At 66.3% G+C, this 21,785-nt stretch carries 20 protein-coding genes; 6 read left to right on the forward strand and 14 right to left on the reverse strand.

What is annotated here, in order from left to right:
* Positions 1–2 precede the first annotated feature (2 nt).
* The 5 genes from DIE13_RS11335 to DIE13_RS11355 all read left to right on the forward strand — a co-directional run bounded on the left by DIE13_RS11335 (position 3) and on the right by DIE13_RS11355 (position 3,951).
* Positions 3–1,208, forward strand: coding sequence for a type II secretion system F family protein (locus DIE13_RS11335; protein WP_124827217.1), 1,206 nt, complete (start codon positions 3–5; stop codon positions 1,206–1,208).
* A gap of 44 nt (positions 1,209–1,252) precedes the next feature.
* Positions 1,253–2,164, forward strand: a complete 912-nt coding sequence (locus tag DIE13_RS11340; RefSeq protein WP_124827218.1) for an A24 family peptidase — start codon at positions 1,253–1,255, stop codon at positions 2,162–2,164.
* Between the two features lie 84 nt (positions 2,165–2,248).
* On the forward strand, positions 2,249–2,857 hold the full coding sequence (gene coaE / locus DIE13_RS11345) for a dephospho-CoA kinase (protein WP_124827219.1): 609 nt from the start codon (positions 2,249–2,251) through the stop codon (positions 2,855–2,857).
* Positions 2,858–2,967: 110 nt separating this feature from the next.
* Complete coding sequence (zapD, locus tag DIE13_RS11350; protein WP_124827220.1) at positions 2,968–3,723, forward strand: cell division protein ZapD; 756 nt, start codon at positions 2,968–2,970, stop codon at positions 3,721–3,723.
* A gap of 27 nt (positions 3,724–3,750) precedes the next feature.
* Positions 3,751–3,951: a DNA gyrase inhibitor YacG gene (locus DIE13_RS11355; RefSeq protein ID WP_124827221.1), complete on the forward strand. Its 201-nt coding sequence runs from the start codon at positions 3,751–3,753 to the stop codon at positions 3,949–3,951.
* A 60-nt stretch (positions 3,952–4,011) separates the two neighbouring features.
* Here DIE13_RS11355 and DIE13_RS11360 read toward each other — a convergent pair whose 3' ends face one another.
* From DIE13_RS11360 to secA, 4 genes are all read right to left on the reverse strand, one after another.
* Complete coding sequence (locus tag DIE13_RS11360; protein WP_124827222.1) at positions 4,012–4,446, reverse strand: NUDIX domain-containing protein; 435 nt, start codon at positions 4,444–4,446, stop codon at positions 4,012–4,014.
* Positions 4,443–5,312, reverse strand: coding sequence for an ATP-binding protein (locus tag DIE13_RS11365; RefSeq protein WP_124827223.1), 870 nt, complete (start codon positions 5,310–5,312; stop codon positions 4,443–4,445). The genes DIE13_RS11360 and DIE13_RS11365 overlap by 4 nt, the downstream gene beginning before the upstream one ends.
* 18 nt (positions 5,313–5,330) lie before the next feature.
* Positions 5,331–6,572, reverse strand: coding sequence for a bifunctional glutamate N-acetyltransferase/amino-acid acetyltransferase ArgJ (gene argJ / locus DIE13_RS11370; RefSeq protein ID WP_124827224.1), 1,242 nt, complete (start codon positions 6,570–6,572; stop codon positions 5,331–5,333).
* 144 nt (positions 6,573–6,716) lie between these two features.
* Positions 6,717–9,512, reverse strand: a complete 2,796-nt coding sequence (secA, locus tag DIE13_RS11375; protein ID WP_124827225.1) for a preprotein translocase subunit SecA — start codon at positions 9,510–9,512, stop codon at positions 6,717–6,719.
* A 268-nt stretch (positions 9,513–9,780) separates the two neighbouring features.
* Between secA and DIE13_RS11380 the strand changes: the two genes are divergently transcribed.
* The gene (locus tag DIE13_RS11380; protein ID WP_124827226.1) at positions 9,781–10,260 is read left to right on the forward strand and encodes a DUF721 domain-containing protein; all 480 of its coding nucleotides are present in this window, start codon (positions 9,781–9,783) and stop codon (positions 10,258–10,260) included.
* Positions 10,261–10,338: 78 nt separating this feature from the next.
* Here DIE13_RS11380 and lpxC read toward each other — a convergent pair whose 3' ends face one another.
* The 10 genes from lpxC to murD all read right to left on the reverse strand — a co-directional run bounded on the left by lpxC (position 10,339) and on the right by murD (position 21,765).
* Positions 10,339–11,256, reverse strand: a complete 918-nt coding sequence (lpxC, locus tag DIE13_RS11385; protein WP_096506164.1) for a UDP-3-O-acyl-N-acetylglucosamine deacetylase — start codon at positions 11,254–11,256, stop codon at positions 10,339–10,341.
* Between the two features lie 241 nt (positions 11,257–11,497).
* Positions 11,498–12,004: a peroxiredoxin gene (locus DIE13_RS11390; RefSeq protein WP_124827227.1), complete on the reverse strand. Its 507-nt coding sequence runs from the start codon at positions 12,002–12,004 to the stop codon at positions 11,498–11,500.
* Positions 12,005–12,193: 189 nt separating this feature from the next.
* Positions 12,194–13,390 carry a cell division protein FtsZ gene (ftsZ, locus tag DIE13_RS11395; protein WP_124827228.1) on the reverse strand — a complete coding sequence of 399 codons (1,197 nt, stop codon included), beginning with the start codon at positions 13,388–13,390 and terminating at the stop codon, positions 12,194–12,196.
* 115 nt (positions 13,391–13,505) lie between these two features.
* Positions 13,506–14,738: a cell division protein FtsA gene (ftsA, locus tag DIE13_RS11405; protein WP_006752447.1), complete on the reverse strand. Its 1,233-nt coding sequence runs from the start codon at positions 14,736–14,738 to the stop codon at positions 13,506–13,508.
* A 26-nt stretch (positions 14,739–14,764) separates the two neighbouring features.
* Complete coding sequence (locus tag DIE13_RS11410; protein WP_124827229.1) at positions 14,765–15,517, reverse strand: cell division protein FtsQ/DivIB; 753 nt, start codon at positions 15,515–15,517, stop codon at positions 14,765–14,767.
* Between the two features lie 19 nt (positions 15,518–15,536).
* Entirely contained in the window at positions 15,537–16,478 is a 942-nt protein-coding gene (locus tag DIE13_RS11415) for a D-alanine--D-alanine ligase (RefSeq protein ID WP_124827230.1), read from the reverse strand.
* A 1-nt stretch (position 16,479) separates the two neighbouring features.
* Entirely contained in the window at positions 16,480–17,877 is a 1,398-nt protein-coding gene (gene murC / locus DIE13_RS11420; RefSeq protein ID WP_124827231.1) for a UDP-N-acetylmuramate--L-alanine ligase, read from the reverse strand.
* Positions 17,874–18,977 carry an undecaprenyldiphospho-muramoylpentapeptide beta-N-acetylglucosaminyltransferase gene (murG, locus tag DIE13_RS11425; RefSeq protein ID WP_124827232.1) on the reverse strand — a complete coding sequence of 368 codons (1,104 nt, stop codon included), beginning with the start codon at positions 18,975–18,977 and terminating at the stop codon, positions 17,874–17,876. Before murG ends, murC begins: the two co-directional genes overlap by 4 nt.
* Positions 18,974–20,257 carry a putative lipid II flippase FtsW gene (gene ftsW / locus DIE13_RS11430; RefSeq protein WP_124827233.1) on the reverse strand — a complete coding sequence of 428 codons (1,284 nt, stop codon included), beginning with the start codon at positions 20,255–20,257 and terminating at the stop codon, positions 18,974–18,976. The genes murG and ftsW overlap by 4 nt, the downstream gene beginning before the upstream one ends.
* A complete protein-coding gene (gene murD, locus DIE13_RS11435) occupies positions 20,254–21,765 on the reverse strand; it encodes a UDP-N-acetylmuramoyl-L-alanine--D-glutamate ligase (protein WP_124827243.1) in 1,512 nt (503 codons plus the stop codon). The genes ftsW and murD overlap by 4 nt, the downstream gene beginning before the upstream one ends.
* Positions 21,766–21,785 lie beyond the last annotated feature (20 nt).

Consider the following 21,785-nt stretch of genomic DNA (forward strand, 5'->3'; position numbering starts at 1 on the left):
CAATGCGCACGCCGCCTTCCGAAACCCGCTTCAGGTGGCGCGGTCGTCGCCGCGACGGCACGCGATGCAGCGGAATCGTCATCGCATTCGATCCGGCCGCAGCGCGCACGGCGCTCTCGCGCGACGGCATCGCGGTGCTGGCACTCGACGTGCGTGGCACGGCCCGGCCGCCAGCAGCCGGCGCACGAGACGTCACGCGCTTCACGCGCCAGCTTGCAAGCCTGCTGCAAGCCGGACTGCCGCTCGCGCCGTCGCTCGACATGCTCGCCCGCACGCGCACGCGTGACGGGCTGCCGCGCATCGCGGCGGGCCTCGCGCGCGAAATCGTCGGCGGCCAGCGCTTCGCCGCCGCACTCGCACGCTATCCGTCCCAGTTCGGCACGCTGTATCGGCAACTGATCGAAGTCGGCGAAGCATCGGGTGCGCTCGCTACCGTCCTGACGCGTGTCGCAGAGCATCGCGAACGTGCGGATGCCCAGTGGCGCAAGCTGCGGATCGCGCTGGCCTACCCGGCTGCCGTCATCCTGTTCGCGCTCGCGATCTCGGCCGCGTTGATGGTGTGGGTCGTACCGACGTTCCGGCAGATCTTCGACGGCTTCGGCGCGGCGCTGCCGGCGCCGACCCGTGCCCTGCTCGCGCTGTCATCCGCGACGGCGGCATGGGGCGGCACGTTCGCCGCCGCCGCGGCAGCGGCGGGGCTTGCGGCACATCACGCGCTGCGACGCTCGGCGGCGCTGCGCTACGCGCTCGCGCGGCGCCTGCTGGATGCGCCATTCTTCGGCAGCGCACTCAGGCGGTTCGAGGCCGCGCGCTGGTGTCGCTCGCTGGCGACATTGCTTGGCGCCGGCGTACCGCTCGCCGATGCCTTCGCGACGCTCGAACGCACGGCCGGCCACCCGGTGTTCGAACAGGCCACCGCGCGCATCGCGGTACGCGTGCTGCGCGGCGCGCGTCTTGCCGACGCGATGCAAGAAGCAGGTTGCTTCCCCGACGACGTGGTACAGCCGATCGCCGTCGCCGAGGAAACCGGCGCGCTCGACACGATGCTTGCCGACATCGCGACGCTATGCGAACGCCAGCTCGACGCTCGCCTCGACGCGATCGCAGCGCTCGGCGAGCCGCTGATCGTGATCGTGCTGGGCGCACTCGTCGGCGGCCTCGTCATCGCAATGTATCTGCCCATCCTTCAGCTCGGCAACGTGGTGTAGCATCGCAACCGACTCTGTCGCCTTTAAAGTTCCAACCCGAGCCCATGACGCCCGCGCCCCTGTACACCGTTTTCGATTCACCCGACAGCACGCTGCTCGCGCTGGCGTTGCTGCCGCCCGCGGTACGGTACGCGTTCGCCGTCGTCCTCGGTCTGTGCGTCGGCAGTTTCGTCAACGTGGTCGTGCACCGGATTCCGGTGATGATGCAGCGAGCGTGGGAAGCGGAAATCGCCGAAGCGACCGGCAACACGCGTGCCGCACCCGACGACGGCTATCCGGCTCACTACGATCTGTGGCGCCCGCGCAGTGCATGCCCGCATTGCGGCCACGTGCTGCGCGCGTGGGAGAACATCCCGCTCGCGAGCTATCTGATATTGCGCGGGCGCTGCCGGCAGTGCGGCCACGCGATCGGCGTGCGCTATCCGCTCGTCGAACTCGCGGGCGCGCTGCTCGCCGCCGGTTCGCTCGCCGCGTTCGGCCCCACCGGCGCCGCATTCGCCGCGTTCGGTTTATGCGCCGCGTTGCTGGCGATGAGCGCGATCGACATTCGGACCGGCTACCTGCCCGATTCGATGACGCTGCCGCTGCTCTGGGCCGGACTCGCACTGAACCTCGGCGGCACGTTCACGTCGCTGCGTTCAGCCGTGGTCGGTGCGATGGTCGGCTACCTGTTCCTGTGGTCGATCTACTGGCTGTTCAAATGGTTGCGCGGGATCGAAGGCATCGGCTTCGGCGACCTGAAGCTGCTCGCCGCGCTCGGCGCATGGATGGGCTGGGCCGCACTGCCGCAGGTCGTGCTGTTCGCCGCGGTGACGGGCGCGATCGTCGGGCTCATCGCGACGTGGCGCGGCCGCATGCGCTTCGAGGAGCCGATTCCGTTCGGTCCGTTCCTGGCAGCAGGCGGCGTCGCGACACTGTTTTTCGGTACCCCTTTTTATTCGGCGCTCGGCGGCTGACATGACACGCCGCCCGCATTCGCATCGTTCGCTGCGTCGAGGCGAGGCGATTCGCGTCGTTGTGGCGGCCCGGCGGAGGCTCACATGTTTGCAATAGGACTCACCGGCGGCATCGGCAGCGGCAAGACGACCGTCGCCGACCTGTTCGCCGCGCGCGGCGCATCGCTCGTCGATACGGATCTGATCGCGCACCGCATCACTGCTCCGGCCGGTCTCGCGATGCCGGCGATCGAGCACGCATTCGGGCCGGATTTCGTCGCGGCCGACGGCTCGCTCGATCGCGCCAGGATGCGCGCACTGATTTTCAGCGACGACGATGCACGCCGGCGTCTCGAAGCGATCACGCATCCGCTGATCCGCGCCGAGACCGATCGCGAAGCTGGCGAAGCGCAGGGCCCGTACGTGATCTACGTCGTACCGCTGCTCGTGGAGTCAGGTAATTGGAAGGCGCGCAGCAATCGTGTGCTCGTCGTCGACTGTTCCGTAGAAACGCAGATTGCGCGCGTGATGCGGCGCAATGGTTTCACGCGTGAGCAGGTCGAAGCGATCATCGCAAGGCAGGCGACACGCGAAGCGCGTCTCGCGGCGGCCGACGACGTGATCGTCAACGACGCGACGACACCCGATGCGCTCGCCGCCGAAGTCGACGCATTGCACCAACGTTATCTCGAATTCGCGGCCGCCGCGCGCTGATCGGCATGCGCGATCGTGATGGTGTACGAAATTGGCGCGTTGCTAGGGTAGAGAGTGAGCATTAGAATGTCCTGCATTGTTTCAATCCCTACCCCGAGAGGCGAGCGCGCTTGATTCTTTACGAGTATCCGTTCAACGAGCGAATTCGCACGCTGTTGCGCCTCGAAGACCTGTTCGAGCGCTTCGCGTTCTTTTTGGCTCAGGAGGACCCGCGTGAGCACCACATCGCGCTGACGACGCTGTTCGAAATCGCCGAGGTGACGGGCCGCGCGGATCTGAAATCGGATCTGATGAAGGAGCTCGAACGTCAACGCCAGACGCTCGCCCCCTTTCGCGGCAATCCGGGTATCGAACAGAACGCACTCGAAGCCGTGCTCGGCGAAATCGAGCAGACGCTCGCCAATCTCGCGCAGATGCAGGGCAAGACCGGGCAACATCTGGTCGACAACGAGTGGCTTGCCAGCATCCGCAGCCGCGCGGTGATTCCCGGCGGCACGTGCAAGTTCGATCTGCCGTCCTACTATGCGTGGCAGCAATGGCCCGCCGAACAGCGGCGCCAGGACATCGCGAAATGGATCATGCCGCTGCTGCCGCTGCGCGACGCCGCGACGATCGTGCTGCGGCTCGCGCGCGAATCGGGACAGGCGTCGAAAGTGATGGCGATGCAGGGCAGCTATCAGCAGATGCTGTCGGGGCGCACCTACCAGCTGATGCAGGTACGCGTGCCGCCGGAACTGCGCGTGATCCCCGAAGCGAGCGCGAACAAATACATGCTTTGGGTACGGTTCACCATGCAGGACGGCGACGTGCGTCCGCGCGCGGTGGACATCGACGTGCCATTCCATTTGACCCTGTGCAATCTGTAACGACCGCGTGCCGGTTCGACGTTTCGTATGACTACCGTTGTGAAATGCCCTTCGTGCGGCGTAGAAGTGCGCTGGACGCCTGAAAATCAGTTCCGTCCCTTCTGTTCGGCCCGCTGCAAGCAGCTCGACCTCGGCGCATGGGCCGCGGAAAAGTACCGGATCGGCGGATCGTCCGACGAAGGCCCGTCGTCCGAGGAAGACGGCACCGACGGCCGTCGCGACAGCTGAGCGGCACGCGAACCCGCCCGCCAGCGATATGGCCCGCCTTTCGGGCGGGCCGCCGCGGCGTCATTGCGACGCCGCTTCCTTCTCCAGCAGTTCGAGCACCGGCAGCGCCGCCGGCAACAGCGGCGCAACCTCGACCGGCAGTTGCTGCCACACGAACGCCTGCCCTTCCTTGCTGTGCGGCTCGCCCGTCCAGCCCGTCACCTTGCAGAAATAGAGCCGCACGTATGCGTGCGGATAATCGTGCTCGAGCGTATGCCAGCGATGGCTCGCCGTGACGACGATGCCGAGTTCCTCGTGCAGTTCGCGCGCGAGCGCGTCCTCGACGCTCTCGCCGGCTTCCAGCTTGCCGCCCGGAAACTCCCAGTAACCTTCGTACGGCTTGCCCAGCAACCGCTGTGCGAGCAGATACCGCCCATCCGGCTGCACCATCACGCCGACTGCGACCTCCGTCACCTTGCGGCCGTCCACGGCGCCCGCTGCGGAATCCGTGCTCATGCCTGCTCCTTGCGGCCCGACCAGTCACGTGCGAACTGCCACGCGACCCGCCCCGAGCGGGACCCGCGCTCGAGCGCCCAGACGAGCGCATCGCCGCGCGCCGTTTCGATCTCCGCGTCCGGGCAGCCGAAATGACGCAGCCAGTGCCCGACGATGTCGAGATAGTCGTCCTGCTTGAACGGATAGAAGCTGACCCACAGGCCGAAGCGCTCCGACAACGAGATCTTCTCCTCGACGACTTCGCCGGGGTGGATCTCGCCGTCCGGCAGATGCTTGTACGACTCGTTGTCGCTCATGTACTCCGGCAACAGATGGCGGCGGTTCGACGTCGCGTAGATGAGCACGTTGTCCGACTGCGCGGCGATCGAACCATCCAGCGCAACCTTCAGCGCCTTGTAGCCCGATTCGCCGTCCTCGAACGACAGGTCGTCGCAGAACACGATGAACCGCTCCGGACGCTGCGAGATCAGATCGACGATGTCGCCCAGATCGTGCAGGTCGTCCTTGTCGACTTCGATCAGGCGCAGCCCGTCCTTCGCATACGCGTTCAGGCACGCCTTGATCAGAGACGACTTGCCGGTGCCGCGAGCGCCGGTCAGCAGCACGTTGTTCGCCGGCTTGCTCTGCACGAACTGTCGTGTGTTCTGGTCGATCAACCCCTTCTGCCGATCGATGTTGTGCAGGTCGTCGAGCGTGATCGACGACGTGGCCGACACCGGCTGCAGATAGCCGCGCCCCTGGCGCTTGCGCCAGCGGAACGCGGTGGCGGCATGCCAGTCGACCGCTGCCGGCGCCGGCGGCAGCATTCCCTCGAGGCGGCCCAGCAGCGCTTCCGCGCGCGTCAGAAACTGTTCGAGCTTGTCCATGTCGTTCGAGCGCCCCGATCAGGAGCGGTAATCCGCGTTGATGCTCACATAATCGTGCGACAGGTCGCACGTCCAGACGGTTGCCTGCGCGTCGCCGCGGCCGAGCACCACGCGGATCGTGATTTCGCTCTGCTTCATCACACGCTGGCCATCCTCTTCCTGGTAGGCCGGATTGCGGCCACCAGCCTTCGCGACGAGCACGTCGTCGAGATAGAGATCGATCTTGCCGACGTCGAGATCCGTGACGCCCGCATAGCCGATCGCCGCGAGAATGCGACCGAGGTTGGGGTCGGATGCATAGAACGCTGTCTTCACGAGCGGCGAATGACCGATCGCGTACGCGATCTGGCGGCATTCCGCGACGCTCTTGCCGCCTTCGACCTGCACCGTCATGAATTTCGTCGCGCCTTCGCCGTCGCGCACGATCAGTTGCGACAGCACCTGTGCGACCTGCGTGACCGCATCGCGCAGCGCCGCATAGGCCGGCGAATCGGTCGACGTGATCGCGGGCAACGTGCTCTTGCCCGACGCGATCAGGATGAACGAGTCGTTCGTCGACGTGTCACCGTCGATCGTGATGCAGTTGAAAGAACGGTCGGCCACTTCCTTCACGAGCGTATCGAGCACCGGCTGTGCAACGTTCGCGTCGAACGCGAGGAAGCCGAGCATCGTCGCCATGTTCGGCTTGATCATGCCCGCGCCCTTGCTGATACCCGTCAGCGTGACCGTGTGACCGTCGATCGTCACCTGGCGCGATGTCGCCTTCGGCAGCGTGTCGGTCGTCATGATCGCCTGCGCGGCGTCATACCAGTTCGCTGCCTTGCGGTTCGCAAGCGCGGCCGGCAGCCCCGCCTTCAGACGGTCGATCGGCAGCGGCTCGAGAATCACGCCGGTCGAGAACGGCAGCACCTGAGCGGCGTCGATGCCCGCCAGGCGCGCGAGTTCCGCGCAGGTTTCGCGCGTGTTCACGAGGCCCGGCTCGCCGGTGCCGGCGTTCGCATTGCCCGTATTGATGACGAGCGCGCGGATGCCCGCACCGCCCGCACGCACCTTTGCCAGGTGCTCGCGGCACACCGTTACGGGCGCGGCACAGAAGCGGTTTTCGGTGAATACGCCGGCGACCGTCGCCCCTTCATCGATGGAAATGACCAGCACGTCCTTGCGATTCGGCTTGCGGATGTTCGCTTCCGCCCAGCCTAGCGTGACGCCGGCGACGGGATGCAGTTGGGCGGGATCGATCGACGGAAAATTGACAGCCATGGGGCACACCTGCCGGATGGAAAATGCCGGCATGCGCCGGCATCGATTGGAAGAACCGGCGGCCGCACGAGCGGGCCGCCGCAACTCACATCACTGACTCGAAGCTGCGAACGACGCGGCACGCGCAATGCGCGCCGCCGCCGATCATGACAGCTTCCCGTGACACTGCTTGTACTTCTTGCCGCTGCCGCACGGGCACGGGTCGTTGCGGCCGACCTTCGGCATTTCGCCGCCGGGGCCGCCGTGGGTCATCGCGCTGCCGACCATGTCGGCCGTCGCGGTAGCCGCCGTGGCGGCCGCGACGTTCGCAACCGGCCCGGCTTCCGCATAGTCGGCGTGCTGGTACTCGACGTTCTCGAGATGGCCGCCGCGCTCCTCGATCTGCTCCGCGGCTTCCTCGAGCTGCTCCGGCGACTGGATCTGCACGTTCATCACGATGCGCGTGACTTCCTGCTTGATCGCCTCGAGCATCGCTGCGAACAGTTCGAACGCTTCGCGCTTGTACTCCTGCTTCGGGTTCTTCTGCGCATAGCCGCGCAGATGGATACCCTGGCGCAGGTGGTCGAGCGCCGCGAGGTGCTCGCGCCACAGGCGGTCGACCGTCTGCAGCATCACCGAACGCTCGAACGCGCTGAACGATTCGCGGCCGACCATCGCGACCTTCGCTTCGTACTGCTCGTCGGCGGCAGTCGTCACGGCTTCGAGAATCTCCTCGGCCGTGATCGACGACGACTCGTTCACCATTTCCTGGATCGCGAGATCGAGCTGCCAGTCGTTGCGCAGCGCTTCCTCGAGCTCGGGCACGTCCCATTGTTCCTCGATGCTGCCTTCCGGCACGAACTGGCGAACGACTTCGGTGATCACGCCATGACGCATCGCCGAGATCGTCTCGGTGATGTCGTGTGCTTCGAGCAATTCGTTGCGCTGCTGGTAGATCACCTTGCGCTGGTCGTTCGACACGTCGTCGTATTCGAGCAGCTGCTTGCGGATGTCGAAGTTGCGCGCTTCGACCTTGCGCTGCGCGGATTCGATCGAGCGCGTGACGATGCCGGCCTCGATCGCCTCGCCTTCCGGCATCTTCAGGCGATCCATGATCGAACGCACGCGGTCGCCCGCGAAGATGCGCAGCAGCGGATCGTCGAGCGACAGGTAGAAGCGCGACGAGCCCGGATCGCCCTGACGGCCCGCACGGCCGCGCAGCTGGTTGTCGATCCGGCGCGACTCGTGACGTTCGGTACCGATGATGTGCAGGCCGCCCGCGGCCTTCACTTGCTCGTGCAGCGTTTCCCACTCGTCGTGCAGCTGCTTGATGCGGCGCGCCTTTTCGTCGGCCGGGATCGCGTCGTCGGCGTCGATGAACGCCGCCTGCTTCTCGGCGTTGCCGCCGAGCACAATGTCGGTACCGCGACCCGCCATGTTGGTCGCGATCGTGATGCGCTTCGGACGGCCGGCTTCCGCGACGATCGCGGCTTCACGCTCGTGCTGCTTCGCGTTCAGCACTTCGTGCGGCAGCCCCGCCTGCTTCAGCAGGTGCGACAGCAGCTCGGAGTTCTCGATCGACGTCGTGCCGACCAGCACCGGCTGGCCGCGCTCGTAGCACTCGCGAATATCGCGGATCACCGCGTCGTAGCGCTCCTTGGCCGTCTTGTAGATCTGATCCTGCTTGTCGATCCGCTTCGGCGGACGGTTGGTCGGGATCACGACCGTTTCGAGACCGTAGATCTCGTTGAATTCGTACGCTTCGGTGTCCGCGGTACCCGTCATGCCAGCGAGCTTCGCGTACATGCGGAAGTAGTTCTGGAACGTGATCGATGCGAGCGTCTGGTTCTCGCTCTGGATCTTCACGTGCTCCTTCGCCTCGACCGCCTGGTGCAGGCCGTCGGACCAGCGGCGGCCCGCCATCAGGCGGCCCGTGAATTCGTCGACGATGACCACTTCGCCGTTCTGCACGACGTAGTGCTGGTCCTTGTGGAACAGCGTGTGCGCGCGCAGCGCAGCATACACGTGGTGCATCAGCGTGATGTTCTGCGGCGCGTACAGGCTTTCACCCTCGCCGATCAGGCCCCACTCGGCGAGCAGTCGCTCGGCCTTCTCGTGGCCCGACTCCGTCAGGAACACCTGGCGCGATTTCTCGTCGAGCGTGTAGTCGCCCGGCTTCTCGACGCCCGTGCCGTCGGCCTTCTCCTCGCCGATCTGGCGCTCGAGCAGCGGCGGCAGCGCGTTCATCCGCACATACAGTTCGGTGTGATCCTCGGCCTGGCCCGAGATGATCAGCGGCGTACGCGCCTCGTCGATCAGGATCGAGTCAACTTCGTCAACAACCGCGAAATTCAGTGCCCGCTGCACGCGCGCGTCGGTCTCGTAGACCATGTTGTCGCGCAGGTAGTCGAAGCCGAACTCGTTGTTCGTACCGTACGTGATGTCCGACGCGTAGGCCTGCTGCTTCTGTTCGTGCTCCATGCCCGACAGGTTGATGCCGACCGACAGACCGAGGAAGTTGTAGAGGCGCGCCATCCATTCGGCGTCACGCTGCGCGAGGTAGTCGTTGACCGTCACGACGTGCACGCCGCGGCCCGCGAGCGCATTCAGATAGACGGGCAGCGTCGCGACGAGCGTCTTGCCTTCGCCGGTGCGCATTTCGGCGATCTTGCCGTAGTGCAGCACCATGCCGCCGATCATCTGCACGTCGAAGTGACGCATCTTCAGCACGCGGCGGCTCGCCTCCCGGCAGACCGCGAACGCTTCCGGCAGCAGCTTGTCGAGCGACTCGCCGCCGGCCACACGCTGGCGGAACTCGTCCGTCTTGCCGCGCAACTGGTCGTCCGTCAGCTTCTCGATCTGCGTTTCGAGCGCATTGATCGTCGTGACGGTCTTTTGGTATTGCTTGACGAGCCGCTGGTTGCGGCTGCCAAAAATTTTCTGGAGAAAACCGGTTGTCATCGGATCGGACCCTGCGTCGCAGCACCGGCGCCCGGCGCGTGATGCGCGCCCCGACGCCCGAGCCTCGGCGGCTTAGCGAATTAGTGGACTCAAACGAGGAATTTTAGCACGCGGGAACGCATGCGCCCGTGTCCCGGCAGGACGTCCGCCGCGCACCGGCAAGCGGGGCCGCTACGCGGCCGGCCGCCCGAAAGCCGCGCGTGCGCGGGCCGGCACAGGTACAATCGGCGTCAACGTCCGCGCGCATGCGCGCCCGAAGAATGCCTCGATGAACCGATTTAACAAGCGTTTCGGCCCGCTCCCCGCGTATCGCCCGCAACCCGTGTCCGAAGTGCTCAACCGCACCGACGCGTTCGCGGCGCTGCGCGCCGGCGTCGAACAGGTCGCGTCGCTGCAGCGCGACCTCACCGCGCTCCTGCCCGACTATCTTGCGAATCATGTCGAACCGGGTTCCATCAAGGACGGCACCCTGACCCTCTTTGCCGCGCACAATGCGCTCGCTGCCCGGCTGCGACAGGTCGAGCCGCGGCTGCTCGCCGATCTGCAGAAGCGCGGCTGGCCGGTTTCGGCGCTGCGCGTGCGCGTGCGGCCGAAAGACGCGCCGGAACCGCCGCACGTGAAACAGGCGCGGATGACGACGGTCGGCGCCACCGCGTTGCGCGACCTCGCCGATCACCTCGAGCCGTCGCCGCTGCAGGCCGCACTGGCGCGAATGGCCGCGCGGCACGGCGCGAAGTCGTCGCGCTGAGCGCGCCACCCCGGCAACCGCCCGACAACAAAAAAGCGACCCGAAGGTCGCTTTTTTATCGTTCGTGCCGGACGCCGATCAGGCGAAGGCCGTCTGCGTGTCGAACGCGAAGCCACTCGGTGCGGTCTGCGGATCGTCGAACGTGACGATCTCGTACGCGTCCTCGTGCGCGAGCAGTTCGCGCAGCAGCCGGTTGTTCAGCCCGTGACCCGACTTGTACGCCGTGTACGACGCGAGCAGCGGATGGCCGATCACGTACAGGTCGCCGATCGCATCGAGCATCTTGTGCTTCACGAATTCGTCGTCGTAGCGCAGCCCGTCGTTGTTCAGGATGCGGTACTCGTCGAGGACGATCGCGTTGTCCATGCTGCCGCCGCGTGCCAGGCCCATCTCGCGCAGCATCTCGGCTTCGTGCGCGAAGCCGAACGTGCGCGCACGCGCGATCTCGCGCACGTACGACGTGTTCGCAAAATCGACCTCGAGCTCCTGGCCCGTCTTGTCGACGGCCGGGTGGCGGAAGTCGATCGAGAACTTCAGCTTGAAGCCGAAATACGGATCGAGGCGCGCGAACTTGTCGCCATCGCGGATCTCGACCGTCTTCTTCACCTTGATGAAGCGCTTCGGCGCGTTCTGCTCCTCGATGCCGGCGGACTGGATCAGAAACACGAAGGTCGCCGCGCTGCCGTCCATGATCGGGATTTCCTCGGCCGTCACGTCGACATACAGGTTGTCGATGCCGAGACCCGCGCACGCGGACATCAGATGCTCGACCGTCGACACCCGCACGCCATCCTTCTGCAGCACCGACGCGAGCCGCGTGTCGCCGATCGACGTCGCCGTGGCGGGAATGTCGACAGGCGTGGGCAGATCGACGCGCGAAAAGACGATGCCCGTGCCCGGCGCAGCGGGACGGAGCGTCAGCTCGATCTTGCGGCCCGAGTGGACACCGATCCCAACGGTCTTCACGATGGATTTGATGGTGCGCTGCTTCAACATGGTGTTCTTCGCCTTGATTGAAGATATCAATCAGGAGTTATATTCGATAGGCGGGATTATAGCGTAATTCCCTATTCAACGCTGTTTGAAACTGCGTATCAATCTGTTTCGGCTGTTTACCCGCGTCGATACGGGACGGGCCGATGCCCGGAACGGAGGCGTTTCCGGTCATCGGCCCGTGTTACAACTGCCCTGAGGCTCGGCGAGCAGCGTTGCCGTCAGGCAACGGTGCACCGCACGATCAGGGCGTCAACGTCGCGAGCACACTCGCCGCATCGCTCACTTCGAACTTGCCCGGCGCTTCGACGGCCAGCGTCTTGACCACACCGTCGTCGATCACCATCGCGTAGCGCAGGGAACGGATTCCCATGCCACGCGCGGACAAATCCTGCGTCAGCCCCAGCGCATGAGTGAAAGCAGCGCTGCCGTCCGCCATCATGCGCACCTTGCCCGCGGTGTGCAGATCACGTCCCCATGCGCCCATCACGAATGCGTCGTTGACGGACACGCACCAGAGCTCGTCGATGCCCGCCGAGCGCAGTTGCTCGGCGTGCCCGACATAGCCCGGCACATGCTGCGCCGAGCAGGTCGGCGTGAACGCGCCCGGCAATCCGAAGATCACCACCCGCTTTCCCGCAACCTGGTCGCGCACGCTGTAGGCATTCGGCCCAAGCGTGCACCCTTCGCGCGCGTCGTCGATGAACTCGAACAGTTGCGCGTCGGGCAGCGCGTCGCCCACTTGAATCATGGCTGGTCCCTCATAGCGATACGGTTTTTCAGCGTGTTGCGGACAGCACGTCCCATCCCGCTCCGCTCATGCGAAGAGGGCACGTCTCCCGGCCCGGCGTCGCATCCGACGCGGCCTGTCGTGGTCCGTGGCATCCGTCACGCCGGCGTTACCGCGGCGACCCCGCCGCGGCTTCGCCTGTGTGCGTCGTCAGTCAGCCTGCTTGCGCAGGAAAGCCGGGATGTCGTACGTGTCGACACCCTTCTCCTGCAGCGCCTGCACGTGCGATGCCGCGGTTTCGCGCGAATTGCGCCACACTGCGGGCGTATCGAGCGCGCCGTAGTCGGCCGTGCTGACGTGTTGCGGCTGTGCATAACCGTGCGAGACCGAGCTGACCGGCTGGTTGTCGGTGCCGGTGCGCAGCAGCGTCATCGGAGCCGATTGCTGCTTCTTCGCCGCACGGCCCAGACCCGTCGCCACGACCGTCACGCGCAGTGCATCGCCCATCGCGTCGTCGTACACCGCACCGAAGATCACCGTCGCATCTTCCGCCGCGTAACTCTTGATCGTGTTCATCACTTCGCGCGTTTCCGACAGACGCAGCGAACGGCTCGACGTGATGTTGACCAGCACGCCGCGCGCGCCCGACAGATCGACGCCTTCGAGCAGCGGGCTCGCCACGGCCTGTTCCGCCGCGAGGCGTGCGCGATCGACGCCGGCAACCGTCGCCGTGCCCATCATCGCCTTGCCCTGCTCGCCCATCACCGTCTTCACGTCTTCGAAGTCGACGTTCACGAGGCCATCGACATTGATGATTTCAGCGATGCCTGCGACTGCGTTGTTCAACACGTCGTCCGCGCACTGGAAGCACTTGTCCATCTCGGCGTCATCGCCCATCACGTCGAACAGCTTGTCGTTCAGGACGACGATCAGCGAGTCGACGTGATCCTCCAGTTGCTGCGAGCCTGCTTCCGCGACGCGCATGCGCTTGCCGCCTTCGAACTCGAACGGCTTGCTGACGACACCAACCGTCAGGATGCCCATCTCTTTCGCGATCTGCGCGACCACCGGCGCTGCGCCCGTGCCCGTGCCACCGCCCATGCCGGCCGTGATGAACACCATGTGCGCGCCACGCAGTGCGTCCGCGATGCGCTCACGTGCTTCTTCCGCTGCCGCACGGCCCATTTCCGGCTTCGCACCGGCGCCAAGGCCCGTGTTGCCCAGCTGGATCACCGACGATGCGCGCGAACGCGACAACGCCTGGGCGTCCGTATTCATCACGATGAAGTCGACGCCCTGCACGCCGCGATTGATCATGTGCTGGACGGCATTGCCGCCAGCGCCGCCAACGCCGACCACCTTGATGATGGTGCCGTTGGTTTCGGTTTCCAGCATTTCGAATTCCATTGTTGCCTCCGTCAAGAAAATAAACCTGCTCGGCCGTTATTCGGCAGGAGATCGGGCAACCCCCTGTCGCGCGCCAGCCGCCGGCACCAGCGCGAATTTCGATTCGTTTCTTTCGTCAGAAGTTGCTCAGGAACCATTCCTTCATCCGCGAGAAAATCTGCCCCGCGTTACCGGACTGCACGGCGACCTTGCGGCCGCGCATGCGCTGAGCACTGCCTTCGACGAGCAGGCCCATCGCCGTCGAGTAGCGCGGATTGCGCACCACGTCGGCGAGGCCGCCTGCATATTCCGGCGCACCGATGCGCACCGGCTTCAGGAAAATGTCTTCGCCGAGCTCGACCATGCCCGGCATCATCGAAGCCCCGCCGGTAATGACCACGCCGGAGCTCAGCAGTTCTTCGTAACCCGACTCGCGCACGACCTGCTGCACGAGCGAGAACAGTTCCTCGACGCGCGGCTCGATCACCGCGGCGAGCGCCTGGCGCGACAGCGTGCGCGGACCGCGTTCGCCGAGGCCGGGCACTTCGACCATCTCGTCCGGATCGGCAAGCGCCTGTTTCGCGATGCCGTAGCCGACCTTGATGTCTTCCGCATCCGGCGTCGGCGTGCGCAGCGCCATCGCGATGTCGCTCGTGATCTGGTCGCCGGCGATCGGAATCACCGCGGTGTGTCGGATCGCGCCTTCGGCGAAGATCGCGATGTCGGTCGTGCCGCCGCCGATGTCGACCAGCACCACGCCGAGATCCTTCTCGTCTTCCGTCAGCACGGCCAGCGACGACGCCAGCGGCTGCAGGATCAGATCGTTCACTTCCAGCCCGCAGCGGCGCACGCACTTGACGATGTTCTGCGCGGCGCTGACCGCGCCCGTCACGATGTGCACCTTCACCTCGAGGCGAATGCCGCTCATCCCGATCGGCTCGCGTACGTCTTCCTGGCCGTCGATGATGAATTCCTGCGTGAGGATGTGCAGCACCTGCTGGTCGGTCGGGATGTTGATCGCCTTCGCGGTCTCGATCACGCGCGCGACGTCGGTCTGCGTGACTTCCTTGTCCTTGATCGCGACCATCCCGCTCGAGTTGAAGCTGCGGATGTGGCTGCCCGCGATCCCCGTAAACACGTTGGTGATCTTGCAGTCGGCCATCAGCTCGGCTTCCTCGAGCGCGCGCTGGATCGACTGCACGGTGGCCTCGATGTTGACCACCACGCCCTTCTTCAGACCCTTCGATTCGCTCTGGCCGAGGCCGATGACCTCGTAATGGCCTTCGCCCTTCAGCTCGGCGACGATGGCCACCACCTTCGACGTGCCGATGTCGAGGGAAACCAGCAGATCCTTGTAGTCTTTGCTCATAAAGTGCTCTTGCGTGTGATCTCTCGTTACTTCTTGCGCTTGTCGGTATCGGTCAGGAACCGCATGCCTGCCGCACGAATCGCGAATCCGTTCGGATAACGCAGGTCCGCGTACTCGATGTCGTTGCCCCAGCGCTCCGTGACGGCCGGCCACGCGGCGACGAGGCGCTGGCTCCGGTCGTGCAGGGTTTCGCTGGTGCGCTCCTTGCCCAGCTCGACCTGCATGCCGTTCGACAGCTTCACCGTCCACGCGTAACGCGCCGACAGCGTCACTTCTTCAGGCGCCGCCTTCAACGGCGCAAACCAGTTCGTGAAGTCGCGATACCGCGTGACGACTTCCTTCGCACTGCCCTCCGGGCCGTCGAACGCGGGCAGTTCTTGATCCAGCTCGCCCTGGTTCGCGGTGAACAGCTCGCCGTCGGTGCTCACGAGCTGCGCGCTGCCCCAGGTCCCGAGCGGTTTGTACTCCTCAAGCGTGACAGCCAGCGCATTCGGCCACACCCGCCGCACGCTCGCATGCCGCACCCACGGCATCTGCTCGAACGCGGCACGGGCCGTGTCGAGATCGACCGTGAAGAAATTGCCCTTCAGCCTGCCGACCACGCCGGCGCGCACCGTCGGCGTGTTGATGTGCTCGGTGTCGCCGTCGATCCGGATTTCGCGCAGCGCGAACGTCGGACGCTGGATCAGCCAGTAGCAGCCGGCCGCCGCCAACACGAGCAGCAACAGCGCGTACAGCGCGCTGGCGGCAAGGTTGAGTTGGCGAACGTTGTTCCACATACGTCGTTCCGTTCCTGCGTCAGTCGTTGAGCGTGAGCGACAGCACCTTCACGACCAGCTCCGAATAGCTGATGCCGATCGAGCGCGCGGCCTTCGGCGGCAGCGAATGGTCGGTCATCCCGGGGGCCGTGTTCACTTCCAGGAAATACGCGTTGCCGGCGGCGTCGAGCATGAAGTCCGCGCGGCCCCAGTCGGTGCAGCCCAGCACGTCGAAGGCGCGGCGCGCGATGCGCTTCAGTTCGGTTTCCTGCTCGGCCGACAGCCCGCACGGGATCAGGTACTGCGTATCGTCGGCGACGTACTTCGCGTGGTAGTCGTAGAACTCGCCGGCCGGCACGATCTTGATCAGCGGCAGGTCGAGATCGCCGGCGATGCACGCGGTGTATTCGCCGCCGCCTTCGATGCTCTTCTCGACGATCACGATCTTGTCATGCGTCGCCGCTTCCGACAGTGCGGCGGGCAACGCGTCGGCCGTCTTCACCTTCAGCACCGCGACGCTCGAACCCTCGCTCGCCGGCTTCACGAACAGCGGCAGGCCGAGCTTCGCGACGATCTCCGTTGCACGCGCCGCGTAATCGTCGCCGCGCATCACCGTCTCGAACGGCGGCGTCGGCACGCCCGTCTGCTGCCACACGAGCTTCGTGCGGAACTTGTCCAGGCCGAGCGCCGAGCCGAGCACGCCGCTACCCGTGTAGCGGATCCCGTAGAAATCGAGTGCGCCCTGAATCTGGCCGTTCTCGCCGTAACCGCCATGCAGCGCGTTGAACGCGCGCACGAAGCCTTCGTCCTTCAGCGCCGACAACGGCCGCTCGGCCGGGTCGAACGGATGCGCGTCGATACCCGCATCGCGCAGGCCCTGCAGCACGAGGCGGCCCGAGGTGAGCGACACCTCGCGCTCGGCGGATTCGCCGCCGAACAACACCGCCACCTTGCCGAAACGTTTCGGATCGATCCCGCTCATGTCATCCCTTCTGTTGCGTGTTCTGCACGATCTTCGCCGGCACGCCGCCGATCGAACCCGCGCCCATCGTGATCACTACGTCGCCGTTCTGCGCGACCTTCGCCAATGCACCCGGCACGTCGTCGACCGACGCGACGAACACCGGTTCAACCTTGCCCGCGGCACGCAGAGCGCGCGACAGCGCGTCGCCGTTGGCCGTCGCGATCGCCGCCTCGCCGGCCGCATAGACTTCCGTCAGCACCAGTGCGTCGACCGTCGACAGCACGTTGACGAAGTCGTCGAAACAGTCACGCGTGCGCGTATAGCGGTGCGGCTGGAACGCCAGCACGAGGCGGCGGCCCGGGAACGCACCGCGCGCGGCCGCGACCGTCGCGGCCATCTCGACCGGGTGATGACCGTAATCGTCGATCAGCGTGTACTGGCCACCGTCCGCGCTCGGCACCTCGCCATAGCGCTGGAAGCGTCGGCCGACGCCGTTGAATTCCGCCAGCGCCTGCTGGATCGCGTCGTCCGACACGCCGAGATCGGTCGCGATCGCAATCGCCGCGAGCGCGTTCTGCACGTTGTGCAGGCCGGGCAGGTTCAGCACCACCGCGAGCGGCGCACGGCCGTCGCGGATCACCGTGAAATGCATCCGGCCATCGCGCGCGTCGATGTCTTCGGCGCGCACCTGCGCATCCGCCGACAACCCGTAGCGCACGACCGGCTTCGAGATGAACGGGATGATCTGGCGCACGTTCGGATCGTCGACGCACACGACTGCGCTGCCGTAGAACGGCAGGCGCTGCGTGAATTCGATGAACGCCTGCTTGAGCCGCGCGAAATCGTGGCCGTAGGTGTCCATGTGGTCGGCGTCGATGTTCGTGATGACTTCGATCACCGGATACAGGTTCAGGAACGATGCGTCCGACTCGTCGGCCTCGGCGACGATGAAGTCGCCCGTGCCGAGCCGTGCGTTCGCGCCGGCGCTGATCAGCCGGCCGCCGATCACGAACGTCGGATCGAGGCCGCCCGCCGCGAGCACGCTCGCGACAAGGCTCGTCGTCGTGGTCTTGCCGTGCGTGCCGGCGATCGCGATCCCCTGCTTCAGGCGCATCAGCTCCGCGAGCATCACCGCGCGCTGCACGATCGGCACGCGCTGGTGACGCGCGGCCAGCACTTCCGGGTTGTCCGAGCGCACGGCCGTCGATACGACGACCGCGTTCGCGCCCGCGATGTTCGCCGCATCGTGGCCGATCGCGATCCGCGCGCCGAGCGCTTCGAGACGATCGGTCACCGCGTTGCGCGACAGGTCCGAGCCGCTGACCTCGTAGCCGAGGTTGACGAGCACTTCGGCGATGCCGCTCATGCCCGCGCCGCCGATCCCGACGAAATGAATATGTTTGACGATGTGTTTCATTGCAGTTGTTCCAGGTTCGCGCCGGCCACCTTCGCGCAGACGCGCGCGACTTCGTCGGTGGCCTCGGGTTTTGCCAGCGAGCGCGAACGCTCCGCCATGTCCGCGAGCGATGCCCGAGACTGGCCGCGCAGCCAGTCGGCAAGCAGTTCCGCCGACAGGTCGCGTTGTTGCACCAGCACCGCGGCCCCCGCATCGGCGAGGAACGCGGCGTTGGTCGTCTGGTGATCGTCGACCGCGTACGGGAACGGCACGAACAGCGCCGCCACGCCCACCGCCGCGATCTCCGACACCGTCATCGCACCGGAGCGGCAGATCACGAGATCCGCCGCCGCGTATGCGCTCGCCATGTCGTCGATGAACGGCACGAGCCGTACGTCGCCGCCGCCGGCGAAACCGGCCGCTTCGTAGTTCGCCTTCAGCGCGTCGATGTGCTTCGCGCCGGCCTGGTGCACGATGCGCGGGCGCTCGCCCGGCGTCAGCAGCGCCAGCGCGCGCGGCACGACTTCGTTCAGCGCCGCGGCGCCGAGACTGCCGCCGACGACCAGCACGTTCAGCGGGCCGCTGCGCGATGCATAGCGTGCTTTGGGCGTTTCCGTGCGCGCAAGTTCCGCGCGGATCGGGTTACCGGTCCATTCCGCGTGCGGCAGCGCACCGGGGAACGCAACGAGCACGCGCTTCGCGAATTTCGCGAGCACCTTGTTCGCGAGGCCCGCGATCGAATTCTGTTCGTGCAGCACGAGCGGACGGCCCGACAGCGCGGCCATCACGCCCGCCGGGAACGTGATGTAGCCGCCCATCCCGAGCACGACGTCCGGCCGCACGCGGCGCAGCGCGCCGAGGCTCTGCCAGCACGCGCGCAGCAGGTTGACCGGCAGCGTCAGCTTGGTCTTCAGTCCCTTGCCGCGCAGCCCGCCGAAACGCACGTACTCCATCGGAATGCCGTGCTTCGGCACGAGCGTCGCTTCCATCCCGGCCGGATTGCCGAGCCATACCACGCGCCAGCCTGCCGCTTCCATCCGGTGCGCGACGGCGAGCCCCGGGAACACGTGGCCCCCGGTGCCGCCTGCCATCACCATCAGCGTGCGTCGCGACGCGGTCATACTTTCCCTCCGCGCATCAGTACGCGATTTTCATAGTCCACACGCAGCAACACCGCGAGCGCGACGCAGTTCAGCAGGATGCCCGAACCGCCGTAGCTCACGAGCGGCAGCGTCAGGCCCTTGGTCGGCAGCAGGCCGAGGTTCACGCCCATGTTGATGAAGGTCTGCGCACCGAACCAGATACCGATGCCCTTCGCCATCAGGCCCGCGAACGTGCGATCCAGCGCGAGCGCCTGGCGGCCGATCTCGAACGAGCGGCGCACGATCCAGTAGAACAGCAGGATCACGACCAGCACGCCGACGAAACCGAGTTCCTCGCCGATCACAGCGAGGATGAAGTCGGTATGCGCTTCCGGCAGATAGTTCAGCTTCTCGACGCTGCCGCCGAGGCCGACGCCGAACCACTCGCCGCGGCCGAACGCGATCAGCGAGTGCGTGAGCTGGTATGCCTTGCCCTGCGCGTAGCGTTCGTCCCACGGATCGAGATACGCGAAGATCCGCTCGCGACGCCACGGCGACAGCCACACGAGCATCGTGAAGGTGCCGACCGCCGTCGCGACGAGGCCGCCGAACAGCTTGCCGTTCACGCCGCCGAGGAACAGCACGCCCATCGCGATCGCGGCGACCACCATGAACGCGCCCATGTCAGGTTCGAGCAGCAACAGCGCGCCGACGAGACCGACCGCGAACGCCATCGGCAGGAAGCCCTTCGCGAAGCTCTGCATGTACTCCTGCTTGCGCACCGTGTAGTTCGCCGCGTAGATCGTCACCGCGAGCTTCATGATTTCCGACGGCTGCATGTTCGTGATGCCGAGCGGAATCCAGCGGCGCGCGCCGTTCACACCCTTGCCGATGTGCGGAATCAGCACGATCACGAGGCCGACGAGCGCAATCAGGAAGAGCTGCGGTGCGTATTTGTCCCACGTCGAAATCGGCACGCGGAACGCGATCACCGCCGCGATGAACGCGACGACGAGCGAGATGACGTGGCGCATCAGGAACGCGTAATCGTGGTACGACGCGTATTTCGGCGAATCGGGCATCGCGATCGACGCCGAATACACCATCACGACGCCGAGCCCGAGCAGCGCGATCGCGACCCACAGCAGCGAGTAATCGAAGTCGAGCATCCGCGAACGGCTCGGCCGCACGCCGTTGACGACGCTCGCGAGGCCGCCCGTCGCGGCGCGCGTGGCCGATGCGACACGGCCGCCCGCGGCATTGCCGCCGGTGTCGCGTCGATCGTTGAAACGGGAGACGAGGCGATCGGACCAGCTCATGACGTCGCTCCTTTGTCGATGGCGATTTCATCCACCGCCGCCCGGAACACATCCGCGCGATGGGCGTAGTTCTTGAACATGTCGAGGCTCGCGCAGGCAGGAGACAGCAGCACCGCGTCGCCCGGTTGGGCGAGATCGGCGGCGGCACGCACCGCGTCTTCGAGCGTCGCGTGGTCGACGAGCGGCACGCCGGTTTCGGCAAGCGTGCCGCGAATCGCCGGCGCATCGCGGCCGATCAGCATCACCGCACGGCACCAGCGGGCGACCGGCGCGACCAGCGGCGCGAAATCCTGCCCCTTGCCGTCGCCGCCCGCGATCAGCACGATCTTCTGCGCAAGCCCGTCGAGCGCGGCAACCGTCGCGCCGACGTTCGTTCCCTTGCTGTCGTCGACGTAGTCGACGTCGTCGATCGTCGCGATCACTTCGACGCGATGTGCTTCGCCGCGGTATTCGCGCAGCGCGTGCAGCAGCGGCGCGGCCGGCAGGTCGATCGCTCGTGCGAGCGCGAACGCGGCCAGCGCGTTCGCCGCGTTGTGCAGCCCGCGGATGCGCAGCGCGTCGGCCGGCATCAGGCGCTTCTGCGCGATGTCGGGCGTATGCGCGCCGTCGCGCTTGCGCCGGCGGCTCGTGGTCGTCTCGTCCGGCGCATCGCGGTCGACCGCTTCCACCAGCCACGCTATGCCGTTATCGCGCGACAGCCCGTAGTCGCCATCCTGCACCGGTTCGTTCAGGCCGAACGTGACCGTGCGTGCTGCATCGGCAGCGCCCGCCGCCGGTGCGAACTTCATCACGGCCGCGTCGTCGCGGTTCAGCACGCGCGTCGTCGTCGCGCCGAAGATCCGGCCCTTCGCTGCCGCATACGCGTCAAAGCTGCCGTGCCAGTCGAGGTGGTCCTGCGTGATGTTCAGGATCGCGGCCGCATCGGGCGCGAACGTGCGCGCGGTCTCGAGCTGGAAGCTCGACAGTTCGAGCACCCACACGTCGGGCAGCGCGGTGTCGTCGATCGCACTCGCGAGCCGGTCGAGCATCGCCGGGCTGATGTTGCCGGCGACGGCAACCTTCTTGCCGGAGCGCTGGCACAGCAGGCCCGTGAGGCTCGTCGTCGTCGTCTTGCCGTTGGTGCCGGTGATCGCGAGCACCTTCGGCTGGTAGCCGCTCGTGCCGAGCGCGCGCAGCGCCTGCGCGAAGAATTCCAGTTCGCCCCACACCGCGATCCCGCGCTCGTTCGCGGCCGCGATCAGCGCCGCGAGCTCCGGTTCGAGCGGCGACAGGCCGGGGCTCAGCCCGACGATCTCGACGCCGCCGTCGAGCAGCGCGGGCGCAAACGGCCCGCCGACGAACTCGGCATCGATCCCTTCAGCCTGCAGCGCGGCAAGGTTCGGCGGCGCCTCGCGGGTATCGGCAATACGCAGCCGGCACCCGTGCCTCGCGCACCACCGCGCGATTGCGAGACCCGACTCCCCGAGCCCCAGCACGAGCACCATCGGCCGTTGCCGATCTCCAAACATCTCGCCAGACATCCTTGTTA

The sequence above is a fragment of the Burkholderia sp. Bp9016 genome (assembly GCF_003857765.1).
Taxonomy (GTDB): Bacteria; Pseudomonadota; Gammaproteobacteria; order Burkholderiales; family Burkholderiaceae; genus Burkholderia.